General features: G+C 47.5%; 21 protein-coding genes. 10 read left to right on the top strand and 11 right to left on the bottom strand.

What is annotated here, in order from left to right:
- Nucleotides 1–44: 44 nt before the first annotated feature.
- Nucleotides 45–1,262 carry a dicarboxylate/amino acid:cation symporter gene (locus BLU03_RS07460; RefSeq protein WP_093106824.1) on the bottom strand — a complete coding sequence of 406 codons (1,218 nt, stop codon included), beginning with the start codon at nucleotides 1,260–1,262 and terminating at the stop codon, nucleotides 45–47.
- A gap of 142 nt (nucleotides 1,263–1,404) precedes the next feature.
- Here BLU03_RS07460 and BLU03_RS07455 point away from each other — a divergent pair, with 142 nt between their 5' ends.
- Nucleotides 1,405–2,589, top strand: a complete 1,185-nt coding sequence (locus tag BLU03_RS07455; protein WP_093106821.1) for a cation:proton antiporter — start codon at nucleotides 1,405–1,407, stop codon at nucleotides 2,587–2,589.
- A gap of 99 nt (nucleotides 2,590–2,688) precedes the next feature.
- On the opposite strand, the gene BLU03_RS07450 is transcribed toward BLU03_RS07455, so the two are convergent.
- Nucleotides 2,689–4,092, bottom strand: coding sequence for a DHA2 family efflux MFS transporter permease subunit (locus BLU03_RS07450; RefSeq protein ID WP_093106818.1), 1,404 nt, complete (start codon nucleotides 4,090–4,092; stop codon nucleotides 2,689–2,691).
- Nucleotides 4,093–4,252: 160 nt separating this feature from the next.
- On the opposite strand from BLU03_RS07450, the gene BLU03_RS07445 reads away from it, so the two are divergent.
- Both BLU03_RS07445 and BLU03_RS07440 read left to right on the top strand, forming a co-directional pair.
- Entirely contained in the window at nucleotides 4,253–4,987 is a 735-nt protein-coding gene (locus BLU03_RS07445; protein ID WP_093106816.1) for an SDR family NAD(P)-dependent oxidoreductase, read from the top strand.
- Nucleotides 4,988–5,060: 73 nt separating this feature from the next.
- Nucleotides 5,061–5,570, top strand: coding sequence for a PadR family transcriptional regulator (locus BLU03_RS07440; RefSeq protein ID WP_176765436.1), 510 nt, complete (start codon nucleotides 5,061–5,063; stop codon nucleotides 5,568–5,570).
- A gap of 43 nt (nucleotides 5,571–5,613) precedes the next feature.
- Here the strand turns inward: BLU03_RS07440 and BLU03_RS07435 are convergent, their stop codons facing one another.
- The 4 genes from BLU03_RS07435 to BLU03_RS07420 form a co-directional block, all read right to left on the bottom strand.
- Entirely contained in the window at nucleotides 5,614–7,041 is a 1,428-nt protein-coding gene (locus BLU03_RS07435; protein ID WP_093106810.1) for an NAD(P)H-binding protein, read from the bottom strand.
- Between the two features lie 54 nt (nucleotides 7,042–7,095).
- Nucleotides 7,096–7,692: a response regulator transcription factor gene (locus tag BLU03_RS07430; protein WP_076572060.1), complete on the bottom strand. Its 597-nt coding sequence runs from the start codon at nucleotides 7,690–7,692 to the stop codon at nucleotides 7,096–7,098.
- The gene (locus BLU03_RS07425; RefSeq protein ID WP_093106808.1) at nucleotides 7,689–8,816 is read right to left on the bottom strand and encodes a sensor histidine kinase; all 1,128 of its coding nucleotides are present in this window, start codon (nucleotides 8,814–8,816) and stop codon (nucleotides 7,689–7,691) included. Before BLU03_RS07425 ends, BLU03_RS07430 begins: the two co-directional genes overlap by 4 nt.
- A 93-nt stretch (nucleotides 8,817–8,909) precedes the next feature.
- On the bottom strand, nucleotides 8,910–9,929 hold the full coding sequence (locus BLU03_RS07420; RefSeq protein WP_008589154.1) for a fatty acid desaturase: 1,020 nt from the start codon (nucleotides 9,927–9,929) through the stop codon (nucleotides 8,910–8,912).
- Nucleotides 9,930–10,101: 172 nt separating this feature from the next.
- Between BLU03_RS07420 and BLU03_RS07415 the strand changes: the two genes are divergently transcribed.
- The 5 genes from BLU03_RS07415 to BLU03_RS07395 all read left to right on the top strand — a co-directional run bounded on the left by BLU03_RS07415 (nucleotide 10,102) and on the right by BLU03_RS07395 (nucleotide 16,732).
- The gene (locus tag BLU03_RS07415; RefSeq protein ID WP_093106805.1) at nucleotides 10,102–11,274 is read left to right on the top strand and encodes a TraB/GumN family protein; all 1,173 of its coding nucleotides are present in this window, start codon (nucleotides 10,102–10,104) and stop codon (nucleotides 11,272–11,274) included.
- Between the two features lie 55 nt (nucleotides 11,275–11,329).
- Nucleotides 11,330–12,673, top strand: a complete 1,344-nt coding sequence (locus BLU03_RS07410) for a dipeptidase (RefSeq protein WP_245698756.1) — start codon at nucleotides 11,330–11,332, stop codon at nucleotides 12,671–12,673.
- Nucleotides 12,674–13,054: 381 nt separating this feature from the next.
- Nucleotides 13,055–13,885, top strand: coding sequence for an MIP/aquaporin family protein (locus BLU03_RS07405; RefSeq protein WP_093106800.1), 831 nt, complete (start codon nucleotides 13,055–13,057; stop codon nucleotides 13,883–13,885).
- Between the two features lie 54 nt (nucleotides 13,886–13,939).
- A complete protein-coding gene (gene glpK, locus BLU03_RS07400; RefSeq protein ID WP_093106797.1) occupies nucleotides 13,940–15,433 on the top strand; it encodes a glycerol kinase GlpK in 1,494 nt (497 codons plus the stop codon).
- Between the two features lie 144 nt (nucleotides 15,434–15,577).
- The gene (locus BLU03_RS07395; RefSeq protein WP_093106795.1) at nucleotides 15,578–16,732 is read left to right on the top strand and encodes an FtsW/RodA/SpoVE family cell cycle protein; all 1,155 of its coding nucleotides are present in this window, start codon (nucleotides 15,578–15,580) and stop codon (nucleotides 16,730–16,732) included.
- An 81-nt stretch (nucleotides 16,733–16,813) separates the two neighbouring features.
- On the opposite strand, the gene BLU03_RS07390 is transcribed toward BLU03_RS07395, so the two are convergent.
- From BLU03_RS07390 to BLU03_RS07370, 5 genes are all read right to left on the bottom strand, one after another.
- Entirely contained in the window at nucleotides 16,814–17,278 is a 465-nt protein-coding gene (locus tag BLU03_RS07390; RefSeq protein ID WP_093106792.1) for a small multi-drug export protein, read from the bottom strand.
- 245 nt (nucleotides 17,279–17,523) lie between these two features.
- Nucleotides 17,524–18,030, bottom strand: coding sequence for a hypothetical protein (locus BLU03_RS07385; RefSeq protein WP_076572050.1), 507 nt, complete (start codon nucleotides 18,028–18,030; stop codon nucleotides 17,524–17,526).
- Nucleotides 18,031–18,033: 3 nt separating this feature from the next.
- Complete coding sequence (locus BLU03_RS07380) at nucleotides 18,034–18,297, bottom strand: hypothetical protein (protein ID WP_008589169.1); 264 nt, start codon at nucleotides 18,295–18,297, stop codon at nucleotides 18,034–18,036.
- The gene (locus BLU03_RS07375; RefSeq protein WP_008589172.1) at nucleotides 18,281–18,739 is read right to left on the bottom strand and encodes a DUF948 domain-containing protein; all 459 of its coding nucleotides are present in this window, start codon (nucleotides 18,737–18,739) and stop codon (nucleotides 18,281–18,283) included. Before BLU03_RS07375 ends, BLU03_RS07380 begins: the two co-directional genes overlap by 17 nt.
- 14 nt (nucleotides 18,740–18,753) lie before the next feature.
- Complete coding sequence (locus tag BLU03_RS07370) at nucleotides 18,754–19,188, bottom strand: DUF948 domain-containing protein (protein WP_234972623.1); 435 nt, start codon at nucleotides 19,186–19,188, stop codon at nucleotides 18,754–18,756.
- A 152-nt stretch (nucleotides 19,189–19,340) separates the two neighbouring features.
- On the opposite strand from BLU03_RS07370, the gene BLU03_RS07365 reads away from it, so the two are divergent.
- Entirely contained in the window at nucleotides 19,341–20,171 is an 831-nt protein-coding gene (locus BLU03_RS07365; protein WP_093106789.1) for a YihY/virulence factor BrkB family protein, read from the top strand.
- Between the two features lie 209 nt (nucleotides 20,172–20,380).
- Nucleotides 20,381–20,542 (top strand): hypothetical protein, encoded by a 162-nt coding sequence (locus BLU03_RS13665; protein ID WP_156330860.1) that lies wholly within the window; start codon nucleotides 20,381–20,383, stop codon nucleotides 20,540–20,542.
- The last annotated feature ends 177 nt before the right edge of the window (nucleotides 20,543–20,719 follow it).

Here is a 20,719-nt window from a genome sequence, read left to right as displayed (position 1 = left end):
GTATTAAAAAGGGGATTAGTTTTCCCGCGTTCATTTTAACACATTCAGGAGGCCCGTTTCTCTGTTTTGCTGATGACGTTTGTACCGACGAGGTCTCCTGTCACGTTAAGGGCAGTAGCTCCCATGCCTACGAAGACGTCTACTGCAGTAAGAAGAGCTACAGCTTCCATCGGAAGTCCCACCTGGGAGAAGACGGTAGCGATCATGATGATACCGGCACCGGGCACCCCGGCAGTCCCCACCGAAGCGAGCGTGCCGACGATCACTACTTGCAGCACGCTGACAAAGCTAAGCGGATCACCGATGACGTTTGCTGCAAATACTGCCGAAACGGCTATCCGTATAGCCGCCCCGTCCATGTTGATGGTCGCGCCGAGCGGAAGGCTGAAACCGTAAAGGCTTTTGTTCAGCTTCAGCCGGTTCGCAGCATGAAGGGTAACCGGCAGTGTTCCGGAAGAACTCTGAGTGACGAAAGCGGTAACCATGGGCGTCCTCGCCTCCCCGAAGAAGTGGCCGAGTTTCGTTTTAGTGAGCAGGAGAATACCGACATAAATAACGAGCTGGACGAGCAGGGCGATGTAAAGGACTCCGATGAAACCACCGAGTTCCTGAAGGGTATCAGCGCCCTGTTCTCCAACGATCCCTGCGATTATAGCTGCAATACCGACCGGGATATACTGAAGGATCCCTTTCATCACTGTCAAAGTCAGTTCGTTCAACGTATCGATAAGATCATACAGTTTTTCGGCTTTCTCGCCGAATTTTTCTGTGCTTCGCATATAAGTTATGGCAATTCCGAAAGCGAAAGCAGTGAAAATGATGCCGAGCAGGTTCATTTCGACGAATGCTTTCACTATATTATCCGGCACAATACTGAGGATTACCTCCGTGACCCCCGGATCCTCAGGCACTTCAAAGGACTCGTTTCCGCTTAAAGAAAGACCTGTGCCGGGGTCGAAAAGACTGGCGACAGAAGTCCCGATGATGATGGCGAGAGCCGAAGTCCCGAGATAGTATAGAAACACTTTCCCGCCCATGCGGCCGAGGTTTCCGATATTCGTCTGATTCACCCCTACGATCAGTGTGAAAAGAATAAGGGGGATAATGATGAATTGCAACAGACGCAGCATAAGGTCGCCGAAAGGGGCGAGGGCACTTGCTTTATCACCGAGAAGCAGTCCCAGAATGATGCCGATTACCAGAGCCACCGTGATTTTTTTAATGAGCGAAGCATGTATATATAAATTCCAGAGTTTTTTCACGCTGTTCCTCCTTCAACTTAATTCTGATTTATTTACTCTGCATTACAATAGCGGAAAAAAGTTTTTGTGTCAAAACAGACGATTTTGTTTTTTGAAAAGGAAAAAGAGGTATTCACTATTGTAGATGAAAGGGGGAGGGAAGATGAGCGTTACTCAAGTAGTGCTTCTTTTGTTAATAGGATATGTCGTTTTTACCATCGATAAGAAAAAAAAGAGTCTGCCGATCCCGGTAGTGCTTCTCGTAGTTGGCATAGGACTATCATTTGTGCCATATTTTTCTACGGTGGAAGTTACGGAGAAGATGATTTATGAAATCTTCCTTCCGGGGATACTGTTCGTTTCCGCCTATAAATATTCAGCCAAAGCTATAAAAAGGCATGGAGCTGTGCTGGCTACGCTAAGTACCCTCGGCCTGATGGCCACGGCGCTTCTGCTGGGTCTGCTGACGTACATGATCGGAGGATGGTTCGGCAGCATTTCTTTTCTCGGCGCCATGGTTATCGCTTCGATTCTGACCCCGACTGATCCTGTTTCCGCTGTCTCCGTTCTGGAAGAAGCGGCCGACGAGCAGATTGCCGAAGTGGTGGACGGGGAATCGATGATCAACGATGGAACGAGCATCGTGCTGTTCACAGTTTTGAGCGGTATGTACCTGGGTGAAAATTCCTTTCAGCTCACCGGTTTTATCGGAGAATTTTTATACGTATCGCTCGGTGGAGTGGCCGTGGGAATAGCATTCGGGTGGCTCTGTTCAAAAGCCGTACATATAACCCATCATCACGATTATCAGGTGATGCTCAGCATCATTATCGCTTATGGGTCATTCCAGACGGCTGAACATATCGGATTCTCCGGAGTACTCGGAACAGTGGCTGCCGGTATTATGCTGAGTTATGAATTCGAGCATATGAACCGGGAGGAACATTATAGAGAAGCACTGTCCGGTTTCTGGAATGTCGTGGAACCGTCCCTGCTTGCTCTCGTTTTTCTGCTCATCGGAATTACGGCGACGCCGTATCTCACTTCCGCAAACTGGGCTATGGCAATCATCATTTTTCTCGCCTCTATCGTCATCCGTTACTTAATAGTGACGAGTGTGCTGGCGATATTCCATAATCATCGGTCGCTTGATAAAAACAGACAGGCTTTTCTCGTGTCCTGGGCAGGAATCAGGGGGACGATGTCCGTATTTCTGATTTTGAGTCTCCATGCGAAAAGCCCGGACGGGAGCGAGATGCTGTTATCCATCAGTTTCTCGGTTGTAGTACTATCACTGATTATTCAGAGTCTCGGGGTATATCCGTTATCCCGCAAACTGGAAAACTGACTGGATTCTTTTGTGCTTATTCCGGCATGAAAAGCCCCTTGAAAACCGGAAGTGACCGGGTCCCAAGGGGCTTTTTGCTAGTTATTCTTTTTAAATTACTCAGGCTGCAGCTGCAGTTCTTTTTCTGCTCCTGATAAAGAAAGCGAGAATGAAACCGAATAAGGAAAGTGCTCCTGCAACGATGAAGGCACTATTGACCCCGTTCACCATGCCGGCAGCGCCTTCCCGGGGAATCGCACCACTGGACATGACGGACACCAGCAGCCCCGTACCGACAGCTCCGGAGATCTGCCGCATCGTATTATTCATGGCTGTACCGTGTGGCATCAGTTTATCGGGGAGCTGGTTAAGTCCGGCAGTCGTTACGGGCATCATTACCATAGCAATACCGAACATACGGGCTGAGTTGACGATTGCCAAATAGGCGAATGTCGTTTCAGTTGTAAGCGAAGTGAAAAGAAAATTCGTGACGGTTAAAATCCCGAGCCCGATGATCGCAAGCCATCTGGCCCCGAACTTGTCGAAAAGGCGTCCGGTCACCGGGTTCATTATCCCCATCAGAACCGCGCCGGGAAGCAGCATTAGCCCGGACTCGAGCGGGGAGAATCCAAGCATATTCTGCATCAGAATAGGCAAAATGACGGCCCCGCCTATCATGGACATGAATACTACCATGCCGAGAGCGGTTGTAAGAGTGAAGACCCCATATTTGAAAATCCTGAACTCCAAAATCGGCTGTTCGAGTTTCATCTGACGTTGAATGAACAATGTAAGGGTGATGGCACCGACAATGATTGGAATATATACCTGCGGAACGAGCCAGCCACCGACGTTTCCTGCTGTACTGAAACCGTAGAGAAGTCCCCCGAACCCGAGTGTGGACAGGGCGATGGAGAGAGCATCAATTTTAGGGAATGTCCGCGTTGTGACGTTTTTCAGGATAAAGTAAGCGACAATTATATCAATAATTGCGATAGGAAGGACAACGTAAAATACGCTTCTCCACGGGAACTGCCCCACGAGGTATCCGGAAAGCGTAGGTCCTATAGCCGGAGCGAAAGCTATGACGAGACCGAACAGCCCCATGGCCGTCCCCCGTTTTTCAATCGGAAAAACGAGAAAAAGAATCGTCTGCATCAGCGGCATAATAATACCTGCACCGCCGGCCTGAAGTACACGGCCGGCCATCAGAAACGAAAAGTTCGGAGCTAACGCACATACCAGAGTTCCGAGCGCGAATGTGCCGACAGCTGTAAGAAACAGACCGCGGGTAGTGAACCGTTCAATGAGAAATGCGGTGATGGGAATCATAATTCCGTTCACAAGCATGAAAACCGACTGTAACCATTGAGCCGTGTTGGCACTTACTCCGAGGTCATTCATGATCGGGGGGATAGCAGTAGATAAAAGTGTCTGATTCAGAATCGCTACGAACGCTCCTGAAATCAGAACAATCATCAGCGGGACTTTGTTTACATCGGGGCGTCCTTGACCGTCAGCCATATCAATTCCTTCTTTCTTCCTATTTAATAATGAGTCGAATAAGTTAACAATTATAGCAGACAGGAGTCTGGAAGTTAATTGATATGCATGGAAAATCCAAATAGTCTGCGCAAAGTATATAAATGAGTTATAATTGAGAATAGATAAAGGAGGAATGAACATGGGTAAATTAGATGGTAAAGTTGCGATTATTACCGGGGGAGCATCCGGTATGGGTAAAGAAATGGTGGATTTGTTTAAAAACGAAGGGGCTTTCGTCATTGCTGCCGACGTGAATGAGGAAGGTTTGAAAGCCGTCGGTCAGGAAACGAACGTCGAAGGAGTCAAGCTTGATATATCTTCCGATGAGGACTGGAAGAATGCTGTTCAGAAAATCAAAGACCAGCATGGAAAAATAGATATCCTCGTAAACAACGCTGGTATCACTACAGAGAAGTCCGCAGATGATACAACGGTCGAGGATTGGGAACTGATGATGCGTATCAACAGCTACGGTCCGTTCGCAGGGATCAAGCATGTGGCTCCTTACATGGCAGAGAACGGAAAAGGTTCGATTGTGAACATATCAAGTTTCACGGCTCAGATTGGACTCGGCTTCAACAGCTATTCCGCTTCTAAAGGAGCGGTCCGGGCCATTTCCAAATCTGCCAGTACTACGTATGGGAAACAGGGGGTTCGCGTGAACGCGGTATTCCCGGGTGTTATAGAAACGCCTATGACGAAAAATCTGAAAGAATCCGGGGGTATGCTCGAACAGCTTGAGAAGGCTACTCCGCTCGGACGACTCGGAAAACCGGAAGATATAGCGAGAGCCGTCCTGTTTCTGGCTTCTGACGATGCCGACTATATAACAGGTGCCGAGCTCGTTATTGATGGAGGATTTTCAGCACAGTAATAGTGCAGGCTGCCCTTAATCAGGGCAGCTTATTTTTTGATAACGATAAATGCAAAGAGAGGCGAATCCCGATATGTCGATGCAGATACTGATACTGGGACTGTTGAGGGAGACCCCGAGGCACCCTTATGAAATGAAGATGATCATGAAACAACAGCACTGGAATCAACTCTTCCCCGTAACCGAAGGTAATCTTTATCACAACATAAAAAGGGCGGCGGAAAGAGGACATATAAAGGCTATAAAACAGGAGCAGGTGGAGAAACGCCCGAGCCGTACCGTATATGAAATTACGGACCAGGGAAAAGAAGAGCTTTCCAATCGGATTCTGTATGCGTTCCTTGATCAGAAGATGGAGATAACCACCGTATACCCGGCTCTTTTATTCGTCCGATATTCCGACCGGAATTCAGTGGCAGAAGCTGTAAGGAAATGGATAGAATCGATTGAAATGAAGGAGGGGGAGACCCGTCAGGAGAGGGGAGCGGGGTACTATATTCATAAGCATTTTCAGCAAAGGATGCGAACAGACAGAGAGTGGCTGCAGGAAGTGGCCGCATGGCTGGAAAAAGAGCACAAATGAAAGAACGTGAAAGGTCAACTGTAGGACCTCTCACGTTCTTTTTTTATCCATTTGCAGGGTCGGTACTTTCGCTGTATACCGTTTCGGTGCTTTTCTTTTTCATGTGGTTGCTGAACAGACGCATAACGATAAGATGCGAAAAAGCCTGGGTGTACTTATAGGCGAACCACGGAAGCGAAGGCATATATTCATGAATAGCGACTATAAGCTCATTTTTTTCGGGAATCTTCCTGAATTCGAGTCTTCCGCGGGAATTCTTTTCGGAATCTGTAAGCAGCCCCCCGGTAATATAGTAAAGGGCACGATCCGCCGTGCTTCGTTCTCTGGAGTAGGAAAGTTCCAGCAGCGATTTTGAACTGAATGAGGTACCTACTTTACAGCAATGTTCTTCGTCCACGGTGGTGCGGATCCAGGGGTTCAATAACGATTCCAGCCATTCCACGTAGTAAAGGGCAGTACTGTCCGCCGTTTCTCCTTCCGGCAGAATGATTCTCTGTACGGAACGGACATCCTGCTTGAAAGATGGGAGTTGGGGGAGTTTCAGCCGTATTCCTTCCTGACGTTCGCTTTCCAGAGCGTGTTTTGCGGATTCTTCAAAAGTAATTTCGCCGTCGCTGATACCCTCCACATAGTTCTCTTTCTGTACGACCATCGGATGTTTAAGGCTTTCGATAAGCGGATAGACGATTTCTTTCGATGCTCCGGTCACCATACTTACCCACAGTCTGGACAGTTTCACGGTGATGAACGGTACCGGTATGGCCTTCGGCTTTCGTCCCATTATGGCTGCAGTTTTCAACATCATATCCCAGTAAGTCATTACCTCCGGACCGCCGACATCGATGGACCGGTTGGAAATCTCTTCGTTCTCCAATCCTTCATCGAGGGCGTTAAGAACATCCGGCAGTGCAATAGGCTGGGTATCCATACGCGTCCATTTTGGCAGCACCATGATCGGAAGGCGCTTCACAAGCTTTGCGAGAATCGGAAAAGAAGAGCCTTTCGGACCTACAATCAGCCCGGCTCTGATTGCAGTGACGGGAGTACCGTAGGCACGAAGTATATTTTCGACTTCCAGACGGCTGCGCAAGTGTCTGGAAAGAGGCTCCCCGTCTCTCGGCACAATACCGGTCAGATAGACGATTCTTTTTACATTGTTCTTTTTGGCAGCCTGAGCGAAGTTATCGGCTAAAATGACGTCCATGTCTTCAAAAGACCCCTGGTTAAGCTTTGCCGATGGCATCATGGAGTGTACCAGGTAAACGGCTACATCAGCCCCCTTCAGGGCTTTCTCGGCGTCATTCATTGAATACAGATCACAGGATCTCCACTGGATGTGCTCACTGTCCTCGTAGTTATCTCCATTCCGGGAAAGAGCTATAATATCAGCTTTATCCTCGATTTTTTTCAGCAGATTCTGGCCGATGTATCCACTGGCCCCGGTCAGGGCGACGACTGGTCTTTTACTCATCGTTTCTCACTCCTTTTTCTCTACCTTTCCCTTTCCGGGGGAACTGAAACTGACTTATATCCATCCTTTCTCCTGGCAGTACTGTATAGCTTCGATACGGTTAGTTACGCCCAGTTTGTCCAGAATGATGGACACATAGTTCCTTACGGTTGCCGGAGCTATAAACAGCGACTCGGCGATAGCTTTCGTATTCTTGCCTTCGGACATAAGTGCGACCACCTGTTTTTCCCTTTCGGTGAGGGGGCTCGGATCCGTGAAGGCGAGATCGACCAGTTCCGGGTCGTAAATTTTAGCTCCTTCATGGATTTTGCGGATGGAAGCGGCAAGATCGTCACTTGGACTGTCTTTCAGCAAATAGCCGTGTACCCCTGCATTTTTGGCTCTTTGAAAGTATCCGGAGCGTGCATACGTAGTAAGGATAATAACCCTGCACGGAAAGTCCTTCAATTCTCCGGCAGCGTCCAGTCCGTCCTTTTTCGGCATTTCGATATCGAGCATACATATATCCGGTTTCAGCTCCCGCGCAAGGCGAAGCAGTTCTTCCCCGTCTCCCGCCTTGCCGACGACTTCTATCCCTTCTTCGAGATCAAGAAGCGTGGCGAGCGCCCCGAGCAGCATCTGCTGATCCTCTGCGATTACCATACGAATCATGAAAGTTCCTCCTTCTGCTTAATGATGGTCGGTACGTAAAAGTTCAGGGCAGTTTTTGCGTTCTGTTCAATCTTAAGCGTTCCGTTGACAAATTCCAGCCGCTCCTTCATTCCTTTCAGACCGCTCCCATCACTATACTCGTCTTTGCTGAAGCCGTCTCCGTCATCTGTAACGGTAAGCAGAGTATCTTCTTCTCCCTGGTCGATAGCGATTTGACATACGGAAGCGTTGCTGTGTCTTGTTACATTCGTCACCGCTTCTTTCAGGCACATGCTGAGTACGTGCTCAATCAGGGGAGGCAGGTGTACCGAACCCGGAGCTCCGGACTCTTCGAAAGTCATTCCGGCTGTCTCTATCATTTGCCGGGCACGTATCCATTCATCTTCAAGAGATGCTGCTCTCATGTCAGAAACCATTTCCCTTACTTCTTTCAATGCTGTGCGGGCGGTGTCGTGTATGTCCCTCATTTCATCTTTCGCCTGGGCCGGTTTCTGTTCTATGAGCTTTCCGGCCAGTTCGCTTTTCAGACCGATCATAGACAGTTTCTGACCAAGTGTATCATGAAGGTCTCTTGCTATTCTTTCTCTTTCTTCTGTCACTACAAGCTGGGAAATACGTTCATTAGCATCTTCAAGGGCGTCTTCGAGAATTTCCTGATTTCTCCGGTACCGGACGGTAAAAGGGAGAAGCACTACCCCTATAAGAGCAATCGTTACGAAGGGAAGGTAGGGAAACAGAGAATCCATCTGCATAATGAAAGTCATCACCGTCGCTATAAAGGTAGTCATCAAATGGACCGTATACAGAGCTATAAACCCTCCGCGGTGACGGATGCTTCCGATAAAGTAGGCAAGAAACAAGGCGAAATAGACGTATCCGAAAAGGAAAGTCATAAGGAGGCTTATAGCTATTTCTATACTGACGAAGAGGTAAATCATACGACTATTTGACGAAAAGGACCACCGATAACAGAGGAAGAAAATGAAGGTCATCAGAATACCGAACACAATTTCCAGCACGGAAGATGATCTGAATATGAAGAAAAAGGGAAGGACGCAGAAAACGATCCATATATATGCGCCGAGCCCCGTATGTTTTGGAAGTATATGGTACCATTGCTGCATAGAAGTTACTCCTTTTCTTTTAGCATATCACACACGAAAGAGACCGTCCCGGCAAACACGGGGCGGTCTCACTTTTATGATGAATAACGGTTTTTAACCGGAAGTCCCTGCATTGCTTTTTAACAGGGGCTTCACTTCCTTGAAAGAAACGAAAGTTTTGTTGGCGGTATCATAAAGCCGGAACCGGACCGATTCCAGACTGGTAAGCAACGTAATAGTCGTCGCGTACTGGAGAGGAGGCGTAGATTCGTGAGCTTCCTCAAGTTTATAGTTGGGTACTCTTGGACTCAGATGGTGCACGTGGTGGAAGCCGATATTTCCGGAAATCCACTGGAAGACTTTCGGGAGACGGTAGTAGGAACTTCCGTCGACAGCCGCTTTAACGAAATCCCACTCCGATTCGTCCTCGAAGTAAGAATCTTCGAACTGATGCTGAACGTAAAAAAGCCATATTCCGAGCATGCCGGACACGTAAAGGATCGGCAGCTGCACGAGAAGGAAAGCTTCCCATCCGAGTGTTGCAATGATCGTTCCGTAAATGAGTACGGCAGATATATTAGTTACGTAGGTATTCACGCGTTCCTTTTTCTTCGCACCTTTACGGTTGAAACGGTTGGAGATAAGGAAAAGATAAATGGGACCGAATCCGAACATGACGATAGGATTCCGGTACATACGGTAAATGAAACGTTCGCGTTTTGAAGCCTGAAGATATTCTTCCACCGTCATCACCCATATATCACCGGTACCGCGCTTATCCAGGTTCCCGCTTGTCGCATGGTGGATAGAGTGGCTCCGTTTCCATTTATCGAAAGGGAAAAGAGTCAAAATACCGCTGATAATGCCGATGGTACGATTGGCTTTCTGGCTTGGCAGAAAAGAAGAGTGCGTACAGTCGTGAAAGATGATGAAAATCCTTACGACGAAAGCCCCGGCAAGGATGGCTACCGGTACGGCAAGCCATGCAGATATCTCCAGGGAGAGATAGGCCAGGATCCAAAGTGTGACAAAAGGTACCATAGTATTGAGCAGCTGGATTATTCCGGCTTTAGTATCGGGCTTTGCGAATTCCGAAACGTCTTTTTTAAGCTGTTTCTGTTTTTCTTTTTCCATAGTTGAGCCTCCCGTGTTCCGTTGTTTCTATATCGTAACTTAAATTAGGAGCAGGTATAAGGCACAAATGTCAGTATTTATTCGTGATAAATGTCACGGATGTTTATATGTATTCAGAGTTACTCATTTAGTATAAAATGATAAGTAGCTTGTTAAAAAGGTAGGTTCAATTATGAAAGAACATGAGGATTATATAACACGGATTCAGATTGAGGATAAAGAAATAGTGCTCATCGGTACCGCTCACGTCTCCAGGGCGAGTGCTCTGCAGGTGAAGGAAGTAGTGGAGCAGGAAGAACCGGACAGCGTCTGTGTGGAGCTTGACGAACAGCGGTATCATTCCGTCGTCGAGGGAAACCAGTGGAGAAATATGGACATTTTCCAGATCATTAAGGAGAAGAAAGCGACGCTGCTGCTCATGAACCTGGCGATTTCGTCTTTCCAGAAACGAATGGCGGAACAGTTCGGGATTAAAGCAGGTCAGGAAATGATCCAGGGGATTGAATCAGCCGAAGCATCGGGTGCCGAACTCGTCCTTGCCGACCGGAACATTCAGCTGACGTTTGCCCGTATATGGGGGAACCTTGGTTTCAAAGGGAAAGCGAAACTCATGCTTTCCCTGTTTGCAGGTATTTTCTCCAAAGAATCGATATCGGAGGAAGATCTGGAAAAGATGAAGGAGCAGGATATGCTGGATGCGATGCTTGAAGACTTCAGCGATAACTTTCCGAGACTGAAGCAGCCGCTTATCGACGAAAGGGATCAGTATCTCGCCGAGAAGATCCGTACGGCTCCCGGAAAGAAAGTGGTAGCCGTTCTTGGAGCTGCCCACGTTCCCGGGATTACGAAGGAAGTGCACAGGGAGCACGACCTCGAAGCGTTGAGAGAACGTCCGAAAAAATCTCCATGGCCGAAAATCATCGGCTGGGCCATCCCTGTTTTCATTATAGCGCTCATCGCCTATACCTTTACGATGAATGCGGAAGCCGGTATGCAGCAGACGCTCAGCTGGGTCCTCTGGAACGGCATCGTTTCAGCTGTCGGAGCGGCTGCGGCCTTTGCGCATCCTCTCGCTATTCTGACTGCTTTCGTAGCGGCTCCTGTCACCTCATTGAATCCGCTTATTGCGGCCGGCTGGTTCGCAGGGTTCGTCCAGGCTTACATTAAGCGGCCGAATGTGGGGGACTTCGAATCCCTTTCCGACGACGTGACTTCCGTCAAAGGTTTCTGGAACAACAAAGCGACGCGCGTGCTGCTCGTCATTGCACTGACAAATATCGGAAGTTCTCTTGGGACATTCATCGGCGGAGCGGATGTCATTCGATTATTTTTGGAAAACTTTTAGCACGTCTCCCTCGTTCAATGGAGGGAAAATATGATTTATGTCAGGAGGATCTGTTTTGAGTAAAGAAGAAACATATATCAATGATTTAATCGACTTTTTGAGTATTCCTTCCATTTCCACGGACGCAGCCTATGAAGCCGAGGTGAGGAAAGGGGCAGAATGGCTCGCTTCCGACCTCAGGAACAGCGGGATGGAAAATGTGGAGATTATGGAAACGGATGGTCATCCGGTAGTGTATGCGGATTGGCTGCATCAGCCTGACAAACCTGTTTTCCTCGTGTATGGCCATTATGACGTACAGCCGGCTGATCCCGTGGAACTGTGGACGTCCGCTCCTTTCCACCCGGAAATCAGGGACGGTAAGCTCTTTGCCCGTGGAGCCACGGATGATAAAGGCCAGGTACTCATCCACGTTAAAGCGATTGCGTCATTAATGGAAGAGGACGGGGAACTGCCTGTCAATATCAAGCTCTGTGTAGAAGGCGAGGAGGAAATAGCCAGCCCCAGCCTCGTCCCTTTCGTTAAGGAGCATAAAGATAAGCTTGCCTGTGACGCCGTGCTTATTTCCGATACTCCGATGATAGACGAAGAGACTCCTGCGATTGTAACCGGTCTCCGGGGCGCTTTGGCTTTTGAAATGGAAGTTGCTACTGCCGCTACCGATCTCCATTCCGGAGCGTATGGAGGTGCGGTACCGAACGCTGCGCATCATCTTGTCAAAGTGCTGGACTCTTTCCATGATGAGAGCGGAAGAGTGAATGTCGAAGGGTTTTATGAAGGGGTGCCTGAAGTAACGGATGAACTGCGGGAAGAGATGGCGCGCATTCCTTTCCATGAAGAAGCTTTGAAAGGAGAACTCGGGCTCACTTCGTTGTACGGGGAAGAGGGGTACACTCCGCTTGAGCAGATCGGTCTCCGTCCGACACTGGAATTCAACGGAATTACTTCCGGTTATCAGGGTGCGGGTGTGAAAACCGTAATACCCAAAGTGGCCACGGCAAAAGTAAGCTGCCGCCTGACGGGTGAACAGGACCCTTCTCATGTGTTCGAAAAAATCAGAGAGCACGTGGAAGCGACAGCTCCTGCAGGCGCTTCGGTTACTCTTGATAAACAGATAGAAGCGAAAGCAGTGACGGTCGATGCCGGTAATGAGTACATCCAAAAAGCCGGAAAGGCTTATGAACAGTTTTATAAAAACAGAACTCTCTATCCAAAAGAGGGAGGCTCCATACCGATCGTCGAGGTGTTCCGAAATGAACTCGGAGCGGAGCCCGTACTGATGGGATTCGGCCTTCAGTCCGAAAATATGCACGCACCCGATGAACACTTTCATCTGTCCAATTTCAAAAGGGGAATACAGACAGTGAAAGCGTACTATAAATCTTTTCAGGAAGATTGATCGTTTTTTTTGAAGCAGGCAGCCATCCCTGTTCGTGAGGGTTTTGTTCTGTGAGAGTGCTGAATAAGCACTCTGTTTTCTTTCCACGATCGGAAAAGGGAGCAGAGTGTTTTAAAATTCAGAAAATTTATAGATAGTATGGTAATAAGGGTTTACAATCCCGGGGAATGAGGAAAAATGATACAGATGCGCAGGGCCCGTGTGCAAAATTCCGGAACTTATTGACACCGCTTACACTATCCGCTATAGTGTATGTACAAGTTAAAACGTGTGGTGGAGATTCGGAGATTCACATGAGCAGGCGCATCGGGAGTGGTGTGCTTACTCATGTGAATCTTTTTTTGTCCCCGACCGTTAAACAGACGAAAAGGAGAGGTGACAATGACTGAATTTTTAGCTGAAATAATCGGGACGATGATTCTCATCATATTCGGTGGCGGTGTTGTAGCAGGGGTGGTATTGAAAGGTTCGAAAGCCGAAGGGACAGGCTGGGTACTGATTACGATCGCCTGGGGTCTTGGTGTTACGATGGGAGTATATGCTTCCGGTAACGTCTCCGGGGGACACATCAACCCGGCCGTTACGCTTGGTTTTGCTGCAATAGGAGAATTTCCGTGGGCCAAGGTGCCGATGTACATATCTGCCCAGATCATCGGAGCATTCATCGGCGGTGTGATCGTCTTCCTGAATTACCTTCCCCACTGGCGTGCCACGGAAGATAAAGGAGCAAAACTTGCCGTTTTCTCGACGGATCCGGCAATCCGCAGTCCTTTTTCAAACCTGGTCAGTGAGATTCTTGGTACTTTTGTACTCGTAATGGGGCTACTGTTCATTGGAGCTAACGACTTTACCCAGGGACTCAACCCGGCGATTGTCGGTCTTCTGATCGTAGCTATCGGAATGAGTCTCGGAGGAACGACAGGGTATGCAATCAACCCGGCTCGTGACCTCGGGCCGCGTATCGCCCATGCTTTACTTCCTATTCCGAATAAAGGCGGTTCGGATTGGAGCTATTCCTGGGTCCCTATTCTCGGACCGGTGCTCGGAGGAATCTATGGAGCGATTTTTTACAAAGCGATTTTCCTCAGTGAATATTCCGTAGCTTTCTGGATCAGTTCCGTCATCATTCTGGCGATTCTTATCCTTGCAGCACGATCAGAACTGAAAGAAAAACCGACAAAGGTAGATAATCTGGAAGAGAAACTCAGCTAGAGCTTTGCAAACTTATTTTCTATAATCAATATATTATAAGAAAGGGGAATTATTATGTCAGAGAAGTATATTCTATCCCTGGATCAGGGTACTACAAGTTCAAGAGCCATTCTTTTTAATCAAAAGGGGGAGATTGTCGAAACCGGCCAGAAAGAATTCGAACAGTTCTTCCAGAAACCCGGGTGGGTGGAGCACGATGCTAATGAAATATGGACTTCCGTTCTTTCTTGTATATCCGAGGTTCTGAGAAAATCCGATATTGAACCTAATAAGATTGCCGGAATAGGGATTACCAACCAGCGGGAGACGACAGTCATCTGGGATAAGAACACCGGTAAACCTATCTACCGGGCAGTAGTATGGCAGTCGCGCCAGACCCAGCAGATCTGTAATGATCTCCGGGAACAGGGGTACAATGAGACGTTCCGTGACAAGACCGGGCTGCTGCTCGACCCTTATTTCTCAGGTACGAAAGTAAAATGGATTCTTGATAATGTGGAAGGTGCAAGAGAAAAAGCGGATAACGGCGAGCTGCTCTTCGGAACTATGGATACATGGCTCGTTCATAAGCTTTCAGGCGGGAAAGCCCACGTTACTGATTACTCCAACGCATCCCGTACCCTCATGTTCAACATCCACGAGCTGAAGTGGGATGAGGAACTTCTTGATATTCTGGGTGTTCCGAAAAGCATGCTGCCGGAAGTGAAAGACTCTTCCGAAGTTTATGCGAACACGGTTGATTATCACTTCTTCGGGGAAGAGGTGCCGATTGCCGGTATGGCCGGAGACCAGCAGGCTGCCCTGTTCGGCCAGGCCTGTTTCGACGAAGGAATGGCGAAGAACACGTACGGTACCGGCTGTTTCATGCTTATGAATACCGGTGACAAAGGCGTACAGTCGGAAAACGGGTTGTTGACTACTCTCGCCTGGGGGCTGGACGGTAAAGTCGAGTATGCCCTGGAAGGAAGTATCTTCGTAGCCGGTTCAGCTATCCAGTGGCTCCGCGACGGGCTGAAGCTCATCGAAGACAGCCCAGCCAGTGAACAATATGCAAAAAACGTAGATTCGACCGAAGGAGTTTATATGGTACCGGCGTTTGTAGGACTTGGTACTCCTTACTGGGACAGTGAAGCCAGAGGGGCGATGTTCGGCCTGACACGCGGCACGAAGAAAGATCACGTCATCCGCGCCACACTGGAGTCTCTTGCTTATCAGACGAAGGATGTCCTTAACGCAATGGTTACGGATTCCGGCATCGATGTGAAAAGTCTTCGTGTGGATGGAGGGGCTGTGAAGAACGACTTTCTTATGCAGTTCCAAAGTGACATACTCGATGCACCGGTGGAGCGTCCGGTCGTTCAGGAAACGACAGCCCTGGGTGCCGCTTACCTCGCGGGTCTTGCGGTAGGTTTCTGGGATAGTAAGGATGATATAAGAAAACAATGGAACGTGGAAGAAACTTTTGAACCTGATATGGAAAGTGAAGAAAGAGAAGAGCTTTACAACGGCTGGAAGAAAGCCGTTAAAGCGACGAGAGAATTTAAATAAGTATGATGAAAAGTCACAGTGCCGGACACTGTGACTTTTTTTATGAGATAGGAAAACACGTTTTCGAGGTTCCGCTTTCCTAACTTTTGGATTAACGTTATAATATTAATTAAAGAAATACGGTTTCAGAGAGGAAGTTAGCGTGTGAGATGGGAAGAACGATTTGACTGGCAGCTGTTTTTTTCAATTCTGGCATTTGTAGTTGTCAGTTGTATCGCTTTATATAGTGCCCAGCAGAGTGAACAGTATAACGATCCTTTCGTCACGAGACAACTGGTGTTCTACGGGCTTGGTTTTATCGTCATCGCTGTAATGATGAATTTCGATCCTGAACTTTACCAGAAAGCGAGTGTTTATTTATACATTTTCGGCCTGCTTCTGCTTATTGCGCTTATTCTGGCACCTTCTTCCATTGCGCCGGTCATCAAGGGACAGAAAAGCTGGTTTGCCCTGCCGGGACTGTCTATACAACCTTCGGAATTCATGAAGATCTTCACGATAATGATGCTTGCGAACGTTATATCCAGGCACAACGTCCGTTTTCAGGGAAAAGCTTTTACTTCGGATGTCGTATTGCTTTTAAAAATCATCGGTGTCACCGCGCTGCCTCTTCTTTTGATTATGCAGCAGCCCGATCTCGGGACTTCTCTCGTGTTCATCGCAATAATGGCAGGTATGATTCTTATTTCGGGAATACGGTGGAGAGTGATTGTACCGATTTACTCGGGCATCGCTGTACTTGGAACTACTATTATTTTGCTGGCTCTTCAGGCTCCGCAGTTTCTGGAGAAGTATCTTGGAGTTAAGGAATATCATTTCGGACGTATCTATTCCTGGCTTCAACCACTTAAATATGAAGACTCCTCCGGCTATCAGCTGGTTAAAGCAATGCGTGCCATCGGCTCAGGACAGCTGTACGGAAAAGGCACGGGGGAACGGGAAGTGTATATGCCGGAGAGTCAGACGGATTTCATTTTCAGTATTATAGGGGAGGAGTACGGTTTTCTTGGCTCATGTGTCGTGCTGCTTCTGTTCTTTCTGCTTATTTACAGACTTACCTTTATTGCCCAGCGTGCGAATTCCAACTTCAGTTCTTACGTACTTGTCGGGATTATAGTGATGATCACTTTCCACGTTTTTCAGAATATCGGCATGTCTATTCAGCTCTTGCCAATTACAGGGATCCCTCTGCCATTCATCAGTTACGGCGGGAGTTCTCTGCTGGCGACTCTGATGGCTATGGGCTTCGCTTTTGCCGTCACTTTTCATCATCGTACGTACATGTTCGGGGACTACTGAAGAAGTCACAATCGAATCTGCTGACAAAAAGAGGCATGAATCCGCCAGGAAGTCATGCCTCTCTTTAATAGGTACTTGAAATTAATAGTGAGCTGCTTTAGTATCCTGAACAAAGAAGTCGAATCCGAACGCGGTCAGGAGACCGACAATCAGTACCCAGAGAGCGATACTAATCCCCATCCAGGTGAGCATCCGCCTTTTAGTAGCTCCCATAGCCATCCCGATAAAGGCTGCAATGTGGGTGCCGATAAGAATTGGACCGAGGAGAGCGAAACCGATCACCCCGTATTTTTGAAATAGGCGTACGGCCCGCACACTCCTGCTTGAAGAGCGACCTTTCTCTTCCCGTCGTCGTACATACCATGCCTTTAATTTATCAAACAAAAGGATTACCGGTATAACGGTAAGCATATTTCCCATAAAGCCGACGACCATCACGAGTGTGGGAGAGAGCCCCCATATAATGCCGAGTGGTACTACGACAAGCACTTCCAGCCAGGGAGTAGCAGCACCAAGGAAAATAAGTAGATATTTGTATAAAAGCACTCCCGTCCCCCCTTTATAACGATTGGATATTAAAATATAAGCGACCGGGAGGCAGTGGGTCAAGCCTTCCGCCCGGGTGCCGGCTTGTTTCTCCCTGTTCTCACAGAGGGAAAAAACTTCAGTTTCCGGAGACGGCCGATCTAATACTGTACCTGATCCGGTGATTGACGAATAAGTCTAAAAAAGGGTAGCAGGAATCAGAATTCTGATTCCTGCTACCCGTCCATTGGTCGTACCTTCATCCATTATTGTTTTTTATCGTTGATGTCAGTTACGTTATCATCCGTACTGCCGGAAGTGCTGGTATTATCGGAACTCTCGCTGCTTGAAAGTTCTTCTTTTGCTTCGCTGGCTTTTTCCCCGACAGATTGAAGCTCATCTCCTGCATCTTTGGCTGTCTCTATCATTTCTTTGGATTCGTTCTGGATGTCCTGCGCACTCTCTTTAAGCTGATTGCCCTGTTCATCCAGGATCTCCTGAATCTTTTGCACAGCTTCTTTCGTGATGGAGGCAGCACGCTGAATACGGCCGAGCCAGTCGTCTTTGACGCCCTGTGGGTCTTCTTTTACGCGGTTAGCGTAGCCTGAGATTTTGTTCTTCGCGTTGGAAGATCCGGATTTGACACGTTTACGCTCTTCGGAATCTGAAGCGAGAACTACAACTGCGCCTACCAATGCTCCGGAAACCATAGCGAAAGGAAGTTTGTTACCTCTTCTTTTATTATTCTGGCTGTCCTCATAATTTTGTCCCATTATTTATCCCTCTTTCTGTGTCAGATTATTTTCGTAACGGGCAGCACGTGCGGCTTCCTGTCTCAACTGAAGTTTATCGGCTTCGATGGAGTGGTGAACGTCTGAACCTTTCGAATACCGCTCTATACTTTTCCGTTCTTTTTTCAGGCGGCGGTGCGACTGCTGCTTTTGAAAGCGGGTATCCCGGTAAAGGAAGAACCCGCCCACGGCGCCAAGAGCAAAACCGAGACCGGTGAGCCCTGTTTCGAGGTTATTGTCCTGCGCCATTTGTCTGCTCCGGAAGATTGTCTTTCAATGCTTTTCTCTTCTGCACGAGATAATAAGAAAGAGCCATCGCACCGTAGAGCCCGTTCCATCCCTGTTCTCCGACTTTCTCTTCGCCTTCGGAAGTATTCTTCTTCAGAGCATACGTGACGTCCACAAGAGACGACGTAAGCTTACGGGAGGATTCTCCCACATCGCCGACTATATAAAACAGTGGACTCAGTGCACGCAGTTTCTCGTTGACATCTGCAAGGGCATTGTTACTGTTTTTCAGTATGTCGGTCGTTTCATTCATTACTGTATCCAACTGGGAAGGCAGTTCATCGACTGTGCGGTCCACCCCTTTCAGTACGCTGGCCAGATTATTCAAAGTTCTTACTAAAAATATAGCTATGATCGCAAAAGCTATTCCTATAATTAATACACCAATTCCTAAATAATCCATAGTTTACCCCTTTCTTATTTCGTGTTTTGTTTCGGACGAACGCGGCGATACTTAGAGTACAACTCGAGAATAGCATCTCCCCATTTCATCGCCTGGGCAACCTGTTCCGAACTGCGGTCAGATGCGTGTGATACGTGACGGGTCAGATTCTCTATCGAGTCATTCACGTTCCCTACAGAAGAACTGACGCTATGTAGAGATTCGAAGACCGGGTCGATCGATTCACTTTTGTGCTGAACATCGTCTACCAGACCGTTCGTTTTTCTTACGAGATCTTCGGTTTGGGCAGTCATACCCTCCACCTGTTTCTCCACCGTATCCAGCGTACTGGAAACATTGTTTAGAATGTCAGTTGCTGCTTTCATGGTTTTGACCAGGAAAATCACAATCAGCGCAAAAGATAGTGCAATAATTAATAAACTTATGGAAACAAATGACAATGGTCCCACCTCCTTCAACTTCTCTTCCCATGATACCACTAAAAATCGCTTTTGAAACTCATTTAAAGGGAAGTTTTTCTTAAAAAATTTGGTTAATCGAACGACGGTACGGGGAATGGGGAACAAGTAAACAGTAAACTATTATGAAGGAGGCATTCCCATTGTTCGATAAAATAAAAAAGTTCGGCAAAGAGCTTGTCGAAGAATTTCAGAAAGATGATGTTCCCGTACTTGCCTCTTCCCAGGCTTATTATTATCTGCTGGCCATATTTCCTATGCTCATTCTTATTTTGTCTTTATTACCTTACTTCTCCATAGACAGTGAGCGGATTATGGGCTTTATCTCAAGTAACGTACCGGGGGGCACGGCGGAAATGCTTAGGGAGAATATCGTGAGTGTGGTGGATAAACCGAGTGGGGGCCTGCTCACAATTGGTATTCTCGGTACGCTCTGGTCGGCATCGAATGGGGTCAACGCATTCATTAAAGCAGCGAACATAGCCTACAATGTGGAAGAGACGAGATCTTTCATTAAAGTAAGGTTGATTTCCATAGGTCTTACGCTCGGCATGATTTTAGCAATCGTTGTCGCGATTATGCTCCCTGTCTTCGGTGATGTAATCATCACTTTTGTGACAGATCTTCTCCGGCTCCCGGACTCTACCGTTATTTTATTTCAGATACTCAGATGGGCTGTCTCTATTATTGTCATGGCTGGAGTACTCATGGCCCTGTACCACATCGCTCCCAATGAAAAAATTCCGTTCAAGAGCATTATACCGGGAGCGCTGACTACTGCAGTACTGTGGCAGGTCATTTCCCTTCTTTTCTCTTTTTACATCAGTAACTTCGGAAACTACTCTGCTACGTACGGAAGCCTCGGAGGTATAATTATACTGATGCTTTGGTTCTTCCTTACAGGCATCATTCTTATGGTCGGTGCGGAGATCAACGTTATCACAAGCAGACACAGACAGTCGAAACATGGATGAGAAGACCGGGTACCCCCGGTCTTTTTATATGCAGAAAATGTATGCAGGTAATACTTTATCCCGTGAAAATATCACGAGTATGTGACAGGATATATAAGAAAATACAAGTTTTTTTAAGAATGGAGCTTTTTAACTTTACTTCAGGGGGTAATTTGATATTATATACATGGATATGATAAATAATTATGTTTGTAAAGGAGGAAGAGACGATGGTTACATCTCTTTTCATAATTTTGTTCACTGTATTTTCGACGTTCGTAGTACTGGCAGCCGGTAATGAGTTCATGACCCGCATGAAGAACCGTGCGGATAGAAATCGTCTTTCTCAGGAACCTCTTCAGCAGCCGGTTTTTGAGACGGGTTCCCGGTAAACCCCCCTCCCGAAAAATATGAAGAAGAACCGGAAACAGTTACCTTAAACCGAACTTCCCATAAATAAGCCCTTTCCGATATTTTTAACGGGAAGGGTTTTGTTTTATTATATAGAGACCTACTGATAAGGCTGGAAGTGAAAAGGGATTGTTTCAATCTGCCCTGGAATGGGTATC

Source organism: Salimicrobium album (assembly GCF_900107115.1).
Lineage (GTDB): Bacteria > Bacillota > Bacilli > Bacillales > Halobacillaceae > Salimicrobium > Salimicrobium album.
This window is presented reverse-complemented; position numbering and strand designations above follow the sequence as displayed.

Bases quoted from the DNA above. Each gene is read 5' to 3' on its own strand.
- glpK (WP_093106797.1), top strand. From the start codon at position 13,940: ATGTCAGAGAAGTATATTCTATCCCTGGATCAGGGTACTACAAGTTCA.
- BLU03_RS07405 (WP_093106800.1), top strand. From the start codon at position 13,055: ATGACTGAATTTTTAGCTGAAATAATCGGGACGATGATTCTCATCATA.
- BLU03_RS07445 (WP_093106816.1), top strand. From the start codon at position 4,253: ATGGGTAAATTAGATGGTAAAGTTGCGATTATTACCGGGGGAGCATCC.
- BLU03_RS07420 (WP_008589154.1), bottom strand. From the start codon at position 9,929: ATGGAAAAAGAAAAACAGAAACAGCTTAAAAAAGACGTTTCGGAATTC.
- BLU03_RS07435 (WP_093106810.1), bottom strand. From the start codon at position 7,041: ATGAGTAAAAGACCAGTCGTCGCCCTGACCGGGGCCAGTGGATACATC.
- BLU03_RS07430 (WP_076572060.1), bottom strand. From the start codon at position 7,692: ATGATTCGTATGGTAATCGCAGAGGATCAGCAGATGCTGCTCGGGGCG.
- BLU03_RS07425 (WP_093106808.1), bottom strand. From the start codon at position 8,816: ATGCAGCAATGGTACCATATACTTCCAAAACATACGGGGCTCGGCGCA.
- BLU03_RS13665 (WP_156330860.1), top strand. From the start codon at position 20,381: ATGGTTACATCTCTTTTCATAATTTTGTTCACTGTATTTTCGACGTTC.
- BLU03_RS07450 (WP_093106818.1), bottom strand. From the start codon at position 4,092: ATGGCTGACGGTCAAGGACGCCCCGATGTAAACAAAGTCCCGCTGATG.
- BLU03_RS07440 (WP_176765436.1), top strand. From the start codon at position 5,061: ATGTCGATGCAGATACTGATACTGGGACTGTTGAGGGAGACCCCGAGG.
- BLU03_RS07380 (WP_008589169.1), bottom strand. From the start codon at position 18,297: ATGGCGCAGGACAATAACCTCGAAACAGGGCTCACCGGTCTCGGTTTT.
- BLU03_RS07415 (WP_093106805.1), top strand. From the start codon at position 10,102: ATGAAAGAACATGAGGATTATATAACACGGATTCAGATTGAGGATAAA.
- BLU03_RS07385 (WP_076572050.1), bottom strand. From the start codon at position 18,030: ATGGGACAAAATTATGAGGACAGCCAGAATAATAAAAGAAGAGGTAAC.
- BLU03_RS07455 (WP_093106821.1), top strand. From the start codon at position 1,405: ATGAGCGTTACTCAAGTAGTGCTTCTTTTGTTAATAGGATATGTCGTT.
- BLU03_RS07375 (WP_008589172.1), bottom strand. From the start codon at position 18,739: ATGGATTATTTAGGAATTGGTGTATTAATTATAGGAATAGCTTTTGCG.